General features: G+C 67.4%; 8 protein-coding genes. 5 read left to right on the forward strand and 3 right to left on the reverse strand.

Annotated features, from left to right (window positions below; translation table 11 throughout):
• The first annotated feature begins 32 nt into the window (after window positions 1–32).
• The 5 genes from ACQR13_RS09730 to ACQR13_RS09750 all read left to right on the forward strand — a co-directional run bounded on the left by ACQR13_RS09730 (window position 33) and on the right by ACQR13_RS09750 (window position 6,720).
• Window positions 33–629 (forward strand): RNA polymerase sigma factor, encoded by a 597-nt coding sequence (locus tag ACQR13_RS09730; protein WP_315749230.1) that lies wholly within the window; start codon window positions 33–35, stop codon window positions 627–629.
• Window positions 630–659: 30 nt separating this feature from the next.
• On the forward strand, window positions 660–2,186 hold the full coding sequence (locus ACQR13_RS09735; RefSeq protein WP_434862778.1) for a cryptochrome/photolyase family protein: 1,527 nt from the start codon (window positions 660–662) through the stop codon (window positions 2,184–2,186).
• Window positions 2,187–2,299: 113 nt separating this feature from the next.
• Window positions 2,300–3,583, forward strand: a complete 1,284-nt coding sequence (gene nhaD / locus ACQR13_RS09740) for a sodium:proton antiporter NhaD (protein ID WP_434862779.1) — start codon at window positions 2,300–2,302, stop codon at window positions 3,581–3,583.
• Window positions 3,584–3,596: 13 nt separating this feature from the next.
• The gene (locus tag ACQR13_RS09745) at window positions 3,597–5,645 is read left to right on the forward strand and encodes a PQQ-dependent sugar dehydrogenase (RefSeq protein ID WP_434862780.1); all 2,049 of its coding nucleotides are present in this window, start codon (window positions 3,597–3,599) and stop codon (window positions 5,643–5,645) included.
• Window positions 5,646–5,826: 181 nt separating this feature from the next.
• Window positions 5,827–6,720, forward strand: a complete 894-nt coding sequence (locus tag ACQR13_RS09750) for an SMP-30/gluconolactonase/LRE family protein (protein WP_434843538.1) — start codon at window positions 5,827–5,829, stop codon at window positions 6,718–6,720.
• Window positions 6,721–7,453: 733 nt separating this feature from the next.
• Here the strand turns inward: ACQR13_RS09750 and ACQR13_RS09755 are convergent.
• From ACQR13_RS09755 to ACQR13_RS09765, 3 genes are all read right to left on the reverse strand, one after another.
• Window positions 7,454–7,834, reverse strand: a complete 381-nt coding sequence (locus ACQR13_RS09755; RefSeq protein WP_315714907.1) for a hypothetical protein — start codon at window positions 7,832–7,834, stop codon at window positions 7,454–7,456.
• A gap of 99 nt (window positions 7,835–7,933) precedes the next feature.
• On the reverse strand, window positions 7,934–8,812 hold the full coding sequence (locus tag ACQR13_RS09760) for a transglutaminase family protein (protein WP_434862781.1): 879 nt from the start codon (window positions 8,810–8,812) through the stop codon (window positions 7,934–7,936).
• Window positions 8,809–11,340: a circularly permuted type 2 ATP-grasp protein gene (locus tag ACQR13_RS09765; RefSeq protein WP_434862782.1), complete on the reverse strand. Its 2,532-nt coding sequence runs from the start codon at window positions 11,338–11,340 to the stop codon at window positions 8,809–8,811. The genes ACQR13_RS09760 and ACQR13_RS09765 overlap by 4 nt, the downstream gene beginning before the upstream one ends.
• Window positions 11,341–11,368: the final 28 nt, after the last annotated feature.

Consider the following 11,368-nt stretch of genomic DNA (forward strand, 5'->3'; position numbering starts at 1 on the left):
TTCCGTTCAGAGAGAGCGCATGGAGGAGAATGATGCGATCAGCAAGCGCGGATCAGAAGGGTTGCGTCGCGCATCTTGGCAGCCTGCTGGCCCGTGCCGGACGCAACGATGAGCAAGCCTTTGCCGAGCTCCATGCTGCAACGATCTTGAAGATGCGGAAGACCGTGCGCGCCTTGCTGCCGTCCGCGGCTGACCTCGACGACATCCTGCAGGATGGCTACCTGAAGATCTGGCGGCATGCCGCGAGCTTCGACCCGACGCGCGCCTCGCCCATCACCTGGATGTGCAGCATCATGCGCAACACCGCGATCGACGCGCTGCGCGCCACCGGCGTGCCGACCTCGGAGCTCGATGAGGCCCTCGCGATCCCCGATCCCGCCGACAGCGCCGCCGACGAATTCGACTACGCGCTGGCGGAACCGATCGCCCGCGAGGCGCTTGGGCGGCTGCCGGAGGAGCGCCGACGGCTGCTGGCGCTCGCCTATCTCGAGGGCGAAAGCCGGACGCGTCTGTCGGAACGGTTTGGCGTGCCGGTCGGCACCATCAAGACCTGGCTGCATCGCAGCCTGCTCACGGTGCGCAAGGACTGTCTTGGCCAGGCCCACGCGGTTACCGCGGCGGCCGCCTGATCGGCTGCATGGCGTGATGACCAAGGTCCCATGACCAGGACACGTGCCGTAAGACACCTTGTCATCGTGCTGGGCGACCAGCTCGATGCGGACTCGGCGGCCTTCGACGGTTTCGACCCGGAGCAGGACGCCGTGCTGCAGATGGAGGTCAGCGACGAGGCCAGCTACGTTCCGCAGCACAAGATGCGCATCGCGTATTTCTTCGCGGCGATGCGCCACTTCCGCGCCGATCTCGAGAGCCGCGGCCGCACCGTCCATTACGTCCGGCTCGATGATCCCGCCAACACCGGCGCACTCGACAGCGAGATCGCGCGGCATCAGGCGGCGCTGCGGCCTGCGGCGACCATCGTGCTGGAGCCCGGCGATTTTCGCGTGCGCGAGGGCTTGCGCAAGCTGCCGCAGCGGCCCGACATCCGCGCCGACCGCCACTTCCTGTGCACGGCGGAGGAGTTCGACGCCTTCACCGAGCGCCATCCGCGCCCGATCATGGAGACGTTCTACCGCGCGATGCGGCGCAAGACCGGCATCCTGATCGACGAGAGCGGCCGCCCGGTCGGCGGCAGCTGGAATTTCGACGCCGAGAACCGCAAGGGATTCGGCAAGTCGCGCCCGCCGATCCCCGTCGCCAGATCCTATGCGCCCGACGCGATCACGCGCGACGTGCTCATGCTGGTCGCGGCGCGCTTCTCCAACAGTCCCGGCAAGCTCGACCGCTTCGACCTGCCGGTGTCGCGCGTCGACGCGCTGACCGAGCTTTCCGATTTCGTCGCCTGGCGCCTCTCCTTGTTCGGCACCTATCAGGACGCGATGCTGAGCGACGAGCCGTTCCTGTATCACTCGCGGCTGTCGGGCGCGCTGAACCTGCACATGCTGAATCCGCGCGAAGTGGTCGCGGCCGCGCTTCAGAGCCGCAACGCGCCGCTGAACGCGCTCGAGGGCTTCGTCCGCCAGATCATCGGCTGGCGGGAATTCGTGCGCGGCATCTATTGGCAGCGCATGCCTCACTACGCCGATGAGAACGCGCTCGACGCCGGCCTGCCGATGCCGCGCTTCTACTGGACCGGCGAGACCGAGATGCGCTGCCTGGCGCAGGCGATCGGCCATACCATCGATCACGCCTATGCGCATCACATCGAGCGGCTGATGGTGCTCGGCCTGTTCGCGATGCTGCTCGGCGTCCGGCCCTACGATGTGCACCTCTGGCACATGTCGATGTTTCACGACGCCATCGACTGGGTGTCGCTGCCCAACACGCTCGGCATGAGCCAGCATGGCGACGGCGGCGTGGTCGGCACCAAGCCCTATGCGGCGTCGGGCCACTACATCGACCGCATGAGCGACCATTGCCGCAACTGCCGCTACGATCCGAAGCAGGCGACCGGCGACAGGGCCTGCCCGCTCACGACGCTGTATTGGAGCTTCCTTGCCAAGCACCGCCGGCGCTTCGCCAATAATGGCCGCATGCGCAACCAGTACGTCAATCTCGAGCGCCGCAGCGCGGCGGAGATCCGCGCCATCCGGAGCCACGCCGACGCGATCGCGTCGGCCCTGGTGTAACCGGCGTTCGTCCAGCCTGAACAGCGCTCACGGCTTGCTGGCCGGACGCCGATCGGTCATATCTTGGGCAGTTCCATCCGTCTCCCGCCGATCCAGCCCGGAATGCCCTGCCCATGACCGCCGCCATCGTCGCCGTCTTCACGCTCGCCTATGCCGTGGTGGCGCTGGAGCATCCGTTCCGGATCAACAAGGCAGCCACCGCTCTGGTCGGTGCCGGCCTGATGTGGACCATCTACGCCGTCATGGGCGGGACCGCGCCGGCCGTTGCGGCTGAACTCAACGAGTCCGTGGCCTCGACCGCGCAGATCATCTTCTTCCTGATCGGGGCGATGACCATCGTCGAGGTCATCGACGCGCACAACGGCTTCGAGGTCGTGACCTCGCTGATCAGCACCAGGAATCAGGTCACGCTGGTCTGGCTGGTCGGCTTCGTGACCTTCTTCCTCAGCGCCATGCTCGACAACCTCACCACCGCGATCGTGATGGTGTCGCTGATGAAGAAGCTGTCGGGGCGTGACGAAGATCGTCTCGTGTTCGCCGCCATCATCGTGATCGCCGCCAATGCCGGCGGCGCGTGGTCGGCGATCGGCGACGTCACCACCACCATGCTGTGGATCGGCGGCCAGATCACGCCGCTCGCGATCATGAAGTCGGTCTTCATCCCCTCGCTCCTGAACCTGCTGGTGCCGCTCGCCGTCGTCAGCGTCACGCTGCGCGGCAAGCAGCTCGTGCCGCCCGCGAGCGCCGGCCTCGCCTCGATCAGCCCGATCCTGCCGTTCGAGCGCAATCTGATGTTCTTCATGGGCCTTGGCATCCTGGTCGCCGTGCCGGTGTTCAAGGCGGTGACGCATCTGCCGCCGTTCATGGGCATCCTGTTCGGGCTCGGCCTGCTCTGGATGGTCGGCGAGATCATCCATCGCGAGAAGGCCTCGGAGCAGAAGCAGCGCCTGACGCTCGTGCATGCGCTGACCCGGATCGACATGCCCTCGATCGTGTTCTTCATCGGCATCCTGCTGGCCGTCGCGGCGCTGGAGCACACCCACATCCTGGAGGCGCTGGCGCAATGGCTCGATCGCACCGTCGGCCGGCTCGACCTGATCGTGATCGTGCTCGGCCTCGCCAGCGCGGTCATCGACAACGTGCCGCTGGTCGCAGCATCCATGGGCATGTACAGCCTGAGCCAGTTTCCGCCGGACAGTTTCCTGTGGGAGTTCGTCGCCTACTGCGCCGGCACCGGCGGCTCGATCCTGATCATCGGCTCGGCGGCCGGCGTCGCCGCGATGGGGCTCGAGAACATCCACTTCTTCTGGTACGTGCGCCGCATCAGCGGCATCGCCCTGCTCGGCTATTTTGCCGGCGCCGCCGCCTACATCATCCAATACAATCTGCTTCACTGAGCGGGACCGACGCATGGAATGGTCGTGGCACAGTCTTGCAGCCGTCGCGACCGCCATGCTCATCGGCATCGGAGCTGGCCACGCCGACGACGCGACGATCCGCAGCGGCTACGCGCTCGGCCCGGCCAGTTGCGGCGACGGCGCCCTCACCTTTCCGCGCCTCCAGATCGACATGAAGCCCGGCTTCTGCGCCGGCCTCGTCGCCAGTCGCGACGACGGCCTGCGATTTCCCCGCAGCATCGTGCAGATTCCCGGCCATCAACTGTTCGTGGTCGCGGACATGGGCGGCTGGGGCCATGACGACGGCCGCCTCCTCATCCTCGATCCCGTAGCGCCCGCGGGCCAGCGCATCCGCGAGGCGGTCACGCGACTGTCCTATCCATTCGGCCTCGCCGCGGGCCTCGACAGCAGGATCTACGCCTCGACCGACACCGCGATCTTCCGCTTCGATCCGCTCGCCGCGAACCCGAGAGCGACCATCGAGACCATCATCCGCGATCTGCCTGGGCGCCGCCTGACCTTGCCGGACGGCACCCGGATCGCGGAGAGTGCGCATCCGCTGAAGGCCTTCGCTTTCGACCGCAACGGGCGGCTGTTCGTCAACATCGGCTCGCACAGCGACAATTGCCTGTCGCCGGCGCCGATCACGCGACCCTGCGCGGCGGGCGACGGCACCTCGCCGCTGGCTTCCATCTGGTTGTTCACGCCGCCCGCCGGCGGCCTCTTTCCAGCGCTGAAACCCGGCGATTCCGCTCCGCCTCATGAGGTGTTCGCGCGCGGCTTGCGCAACTCGATGGCGCTGGCGCTGCATCCGCGCTTTCCCGATCCCGGCACCGCGTTCCTGCAGGGCGAGAACGCGCGCGACCTGCAGGACATCTTCGCGCCCAACGAGGAGATCAACGCGATCGAGCAAGGCCGCCACTATGGCTGGCCCTATTGCTACGACCTGACGACGCCGAGCCCGGAATTCAAGCGTGTGCTGCAGTCCGGCGCGCTCAAGAACCTCTGCAACACCACCACGCTCTACAAGCAGCCCTGGTCGCTGCTGCCGCCGCATGGCGCGCCGCTCGGCATGCTCTACTACACCGGCGATCGCTTCGACGACCTGAAGGGCAAGCTGCTGGTCGGCCTGCATGGCTATCGGCCGACCGGCAGCCGGCTACTCGCCTTCGAGGTCGACGACCACGGCTTGCCCAAGCTGAGCCCGGCGCCGGTGCGCTACCATGTGAGCTGCGCCGCCGAGCCAACCCGCGCTTTCCAGACCGCAGCCGGTCCCGCGCCGGCCGCGGCGTTCGACGAGATCATCACGGGGTGGCATCGCGTCAACGGCATCCGGCCGCAGGGCGCGCCGGTCGGCATGACCATCGCCGACGACGGCGCGATCTGGCTGGTCGAGGACAAGAACCAGACCGTGATCCGCATCGACCGCTCTGGCGAGGCTGCCCCCGAACCCCTGCCCTGCGACATCAGGAGCGAGGCGCTGATCGACCGGCTTGCGGCTTTCGTGATGCAGGACGCGGCGAGTCGCGCGCGGCTCACGACCGTGCGCAGGAGCCTGATCGAAAAACATTGCAGCGGCTGCCATTCGGATTTCGGCCTCAAGGCCGGGCAATCCGATGACGACAAGGACCGCGCCGTGCTGCGCTTCATGCTGGCGCAAGACGGCTGGATCTATCCGGGCGATCCCGAAGCCGGCCGGCTGCGTCAACGATTGCGCGGATTGGGTGCCGAGCGGCAGATGCCGCCGGGCGCCAACCTCATCAAGACGGAACCAGGCTACGCCAGGGTGCTTGATGTGGCGGACGATCTGGTCGCGCGCATGATTCCAGGAACCAGGATGCGGGTGAAACCGGGCGGCCCTCCGCATCGCAAGTTCTTCGCCGGCGACGGCCGCGAATGCGGCGAGATCCCGTTCGGCAAGGTCGTCGTGATGACCGAGAGGTCTGCCGTCAATAAGCCCGGCTTCAGCCGTTTCTTCCGGCCCGCCGATACCTACCTCAACGGCACCTGTGCGGACGACAATGGCTATTACATCCAACAGCAGTTTCTGGTGCCGCTCTGACCGGCTTGCAATGGCCCGTAGGGTGGGCAAAGCGACCGCCGCAGGCGGCGCGTGCCCACCGGCCGCGCGCACCGGTGCTGCGGCTGGTGGGCACGGCGCGAACGAGCGTGCGTTCGGGCGCAAGCGGCGTCGTCCTGCGCCTTTGTCCACCCTACGCATCTCGGGTTTGGCGACTGTTCTCATGCTCTTGCTTGCGAGCGCGCCCACCCTCGCCGCACCAAAACTGTTCGAGAGCACCCAGCTCACTCCATCCGGCGAATACACCTTCGGCATCGAGGGGCCCGCCGTCGACCGCGACGGCAATCTGTTCGTCGTCAATCTCGGCAAGGCCGGCACGATCGGCAAGCTCGCGCCGGAGGCGACGGCCTCCGAAAAATTCACCGAGCTGCCCGACAACAGCATTGGCAACGCCATCCGCATCGACGCCACAGGCACGATGTTCGTCGCCGACTACAAGCGCCACAACATCTTCGCCATCGCCCCCGGTACGACCGAGCCCCGCCTCGTCTTCCATGCCGATGACATGAGCCAGCCCAACGACATCACGCTGGCGCGCGACGGCACGATCTATGCGAGCGATCCCAACTGGAAGGCGCGCAGCGGCCGCATCTGGCGGATCGCGAAAGGACCCGACGGATCCCTGCAAGGCGCAGCCATGTCGGCGCCGCGTGCCATGGGCACCGCCAACGGCATCGATCTCAGCCCCGACGGCCGCACGCTCTATGTCGGCGAATCCAACAGCGGCGAGATCTGGTCCTATGCGATCGACGGCGACGCGCTGACACGGCCAAAGCTGATCAAGACCTTCGAGCCGAACACGATCGACGGACTGCGCACCGACGCCAGCGGCCGGCTGCTGGTCGCGCACATCCTCAAGAGCAGCATCGCCATGCTGGCGCCGGATGGGCGCATGATCCGGGAGATCGCGCTGAAAGCCAGGGAGCCGACCAACCTCGCCTTCGGCGGCAGCGACGGCAAGACCGTGTATGTGACCCAGCGCCAGGGCGGCTTCATCGAGTCGTTTCGGACTGATGTCGAGGGGCGAGAGCATTGTTTGCAGATGCGGAAGTGCTGAGCTTCTCTGCTGGTGCCGGATTCAGCATGGCGCTCGCTGTCTGAACGGCAACTAATAGATCGCGCATATCCGCCATGCCCGAATTACCCGTCGTGCCAGTTTGTCGCACGCTTGCCCACTTGTGTCGTCGGGCAAATCAGACCGATGTTTCCGGCCATCCCGGGCTCGTGAGAGGGGCGTATCGCGATCGTCACGAACGTGGAGCCTGGGGAGCGGTGGGCGTGTGGTGCTGCAGCGTGATCAGTCGCGCGGACGAACGGCATGATGCGCACGGTGAAGTCGTGATGTCCCGACACCCCGATGCTGGTGTCAACCTGGCGCAATACGATCGCGCTGGGGATGGTGGCCAGAAAGCCCGGCGCACCAGGGAGACCACGTATAAGCCGTAAAGCCATCGCGCAGGGAATGCCGGGTTGATCCGGCTGGACCTGTGGTTCCTGCCGCCTGCATTCTTTTCGCAGGCGGGCCATGGGTGAGGCCATCACCCGGCATTCCCTGCGCCCTCTTGTTCTCAGAGGGTTCGAGCTATCCTTCATGACTCGGACAGATCGTGTCGCGAGAACGCCGCCCCGTACCCCGTGTCATGTCCGCGCAGGCGGGCATCCGGTACGCCGCGGCGTCTCGATTCATCACCCCTTCCGGCGAGTACTGGATCGTGAGGCCGGCACCGTTCATCTCACCCGCAAATCAAGGCCCCCGCGTGCGCGAGAGCCTCGATAGCAATGGCGATCGCTTATCGCCCGTACACCACCGGCGCGCGGCGGACGATGAGCGGCGGCGGCAGGTCGCGCTCCCAGACACGGCCGTCGTCGAACTGGATGCGCATGCCGTCGGGCGAATACACTGCGCTTTCGTCACGTGCGTCGATCCAAAGCCGGCTATTGGGAGCATTCCAGTCCGGCCAGGCCTGGAGGGACTCGCCGGTTTCGGTGGTCAGGTTCACGGCATCGCCGTTCTGCGTCACGAAGGCCGGCGCGCCGATCATTCCGTCGCGGCACATCTGGATGCAGCGGTAGGTGCCGGTGAGGTTCGCACTCGGCTGGGCCGAGGCGCTGCCGGCGACGCAGGCGCCGACCAGGCCAATGACGATTGCAACACGTTTCATGTCGATCACTCCATCGCTCGAAAGGGTCAGCCAGCCCCCATTCGGGCCCCTCGGGCGGATCAAGTGCGATGCGGGAAAAATGTTCCGACCGTTCCCGGTCAGGGAACCCTACTCGACCATCACGACATCGACGGCGACGCCGAGCTTCTGCTTGCGCGAGCCGACGATGATGCCATCGACCGGCGAGACGTCGGAGAAGTCGCGGCCCATGCCGAGGATGATGTGATCATTGCCGACCAGGAGATCGTTGGTCGGATCGAAGCCGATCCAGCCGAGGTCGTCGCCGCACCACAGCGACACCCAGGCATGGGTGGCGTCGGCGCCCTGCAGCGGCGGCCGGCCCTCGGGCGGGATGGTGCGCAGATAGCCGCTGACATAGGCCGCGGGGAGACCGAGACCGCGCAGGCCGGCAATCATGACGTGAGCAAAGTCCTGGCAGACGCCGTGGCGATTGTCGAACACCTCGCGCAGCGGGGTCGAGATCACGGTCGCCTTCGGATCGTATCTGAACTCCTTGCGGATGCGCCGCATCAGATCGGCGGCGCCGGCTACGATCCCCGTCTCGGCGGAGAAGCTTGCCGCGGCATAGTCCGTCACCGGCTCCAGCACCGGCACCAGCGCGCTGGCGAAGACGTAGCCGATCGGCGACGACGGGCCGAGGCTCGTCGCCTCGAAGGCGGCATCGCGCACGTCCTCCCAGGCCGCGCTCGGCGCATCGCGCTCCGGCGGTGTGCGCGACAGCCTCACCCGCGAGCGCGAGTCGATGCGCAGGTGGCGGTGCTGGGTGTCGATCACGACGTTCTCGGTCAACGTTCCGAAGAAATCGCGCCGCGCGGTCCGCTCCGAGGGCCGCGGCCGGATGTCCACGCTATGCGAGATCAGCTCCTGGCCGTCACCGCTGAGCGGCTCCAGCCGCAGCGAGCAGCGCGCAAAGCTGACGGCGCTCTCATACTCATAGGTCGTGACGTGCCGGATGTCGTAGATCACGCGAGGCCCGTCAGCTTTTCCGGCCGCGTCGCATTCGGACCGTGCGGGAAGTAGTGCTGACCGATCGCCTCCGCCAGATTGAGCAGGTCCTGCTCCAGTGCAAACAGCGTGCGGCCATCGAGATGGGCCGCCTCCGCCGCGGTCAGCCGCGCGCCCAGCGAGATCGCGAGGCGTTGCGGCCGCTCGATCAGCCCGTTCTCCTTCAGGACCGGCAGGCTCGCGATGTGCTCGTTCAGCAGCTCGACCTGGAACGCGACCGAGCGCGGGTTATAGAGGTCGAGTACGACGAGATCGCGGATCGGCGCCAGTGCCGGGCCGATCAGATAGCGCGAGCGATAGGTGATCTGACAATCGACCAGGGTGAGCAGGACGTCGAGATCCTCGGGCGTCGCCTCGTCATAGCCGAACTGCCGCGCGAACCGCGCGGTGTTGATGGCGCGCTCGGCGCGGCGACCCATGTCGAGGAAGCGCCAGCCGGCGGCGCGGTTCATGTTCTCCTGGGCAAGGCCGGCGAAGCTCGCGAGCCGGTCGAGCGTGAGCTCGGCGATGCTGACGACGGCGTCCTCATCCTCGGCCTCCTGCGCCAGGCGATTCGGCATCTCGGTGATGACCTGCCAGGCGTCGGGCGAGAGGCGCTCGCGCAGCGAGGTCGCGGTGCGCTGAGCCGATCTGAGCAGCGACAGCGCCGAGCCGAACTGCGCCTCGGCCTGCAGGGCCTCGGCCGCCACCTGGAATCCCTTGCTGCGCGAGGTCTGCTCAACCGCGCCCCACGCCAGCAACAGCCGCTGGATGCGCTCGGAGGTGTTGAGCTGCGCCGGCGATCCCTTGCCGGGATCACGATGCTGGGCTGCGAGCGCCCGGATCAGCCGCACGGTGGCCTCGGCGCGCTCCAGATAGCGTCCGAGCCAGAACAGATTGTCGGCGGCGCGGCTCGGCAGCACGCCGGCGATGCGGCGTATCCGCACGTTGTCGGAGCGCGGCAGCAAGGTGCGCGCCGCCACCGCCTTGTCGGCGACCACCCAGACGTCGGCGGCGCGCGCGCCGTCGCCCATCGACACCGCGCGCGCATCGAGCTTGTCGGCGATGCGACAGAAGCCGCCGGGCATGACGGTCCAGCCGTCGGGCGTGGCGGCCGCGAACACCCGCAGCACGAACGGCCGCGGCGCGATCCGACCGTCCTCCCACACCGGCGTGGTCGACAGCCGCACCACCTCCTGGCCGACATAATCGATGCCGCGCTGGCTGATCGCAGCACGCAGCCGCTCGCGCTCGGCGGCCGAGAGCTCACTAGCCAGCACCGGACCGCTGCTTGCGAAGCCCGGCACGGCGCGGCCATAGGCGCCTTCGATCGCGAACTCCTCGAGCCGCGACAGCACCTCGTCGCGTGCGGACTTCTGGCCGCACCACCAGGTCGCGATGTGCGGGATCTTGAGATCCTCACCGAGCACGCGCCGCGCAAGGCTCGGCAGGAAGCCGAGCAGCGCGCGCGCCTCGAGCACACCAGAACCCGGCATGTTGGCGATCACCACACCGCCCTTGCGCACGACGTCCATCAGGCCGGCGACGCCGAGTCGCGAGCCGGCATCGAGTTCGAGCGGATCGAGCGAGTTGGAATCGAGCCGCCGCAGCAGCACGTCGACGCGCTTCAGGCCGGCGACGGTGCGGATGTGCACGCGGTCGCCGCTGACGGCGAGATCGTCGCCCTCGACCAGCAGGAAGCCGAGATAGCGCGCCAGCGTCGCGTGCTCGAAATAGGTCTCGCTGAACATGCCCGGCGTGAGCACGCCGATGCGCGGCTCGTCACGATCGGCGCTGGCGCGCAGAGCATCGCGGAATGCTTCGAAGAACGGCGCGAGCCGCTCCACGTTCATGGACTTGTAGATCGAGGAGAAGGCGCGCGACAGCACGAGCCGATTTTCTAGCGCATAGCCCATGCCGGACGGCGCCTGGGTGCGGTCGTTGAGCACCCACCAGCCGCCGTCGGGCCCGCGGCCGATATCGGCGGCGTAGATGCTGAGGAAGCGGCCGCCGGGCGGTTTGACGCCGCAGACCGGGCGCAGATATTCGCTGGACCCGGCGACGGCGGCTGCCGGCAGCGCGCCGCTCGCCACCAGCCGTCCCTCGCCATAGATGTCCTGCAGGACCCGTTCGAACAGTTCGGCGCGCTGGACGATGCCCTGGGACAATTGCGCCCATTCGGACTCGTCGATCAGCAGCGGCAGATGGCTCAGCGGCCACGATCGCTCGGCGTTGTCGCCCGGCGAGCGATAGGTGACGCCGGCTTCGCGCAGATGGCGATCGGCGGAGGCGAAGCGGCGCTCGATGTCGCTCGGCGCGAGTGCGGCGAAGGTCTCGGCAAAGCGGGTCCAGACCGGTCGCGGACGGCCGTCGGCCCCGATGAACTCATCGGGGATGCCGGGGAGCCGGGCATAGTCGCGGGCCCAATGCTCGGCCCGGCGCAGCGGAGAACGTGCCGCCGGCCGACCGGCGGCGCTCGCTCCCTGGTCCTGGCCGCTCGAGCCGTCCATACCCTGGTCCTCCGTACAAACTCCGTGC

The organism is Bradyrhizobium sp. HKCCYLRH3059, assembly GCF_051168035.1.
In the GTDB taxonomy this organism is placed as follows: domain Bacteria; phylum Pseudomonadota; class Alphaproteobacteria; order Rhizobiales; family Xanthobacteraceae; genus Bradyrhizobium.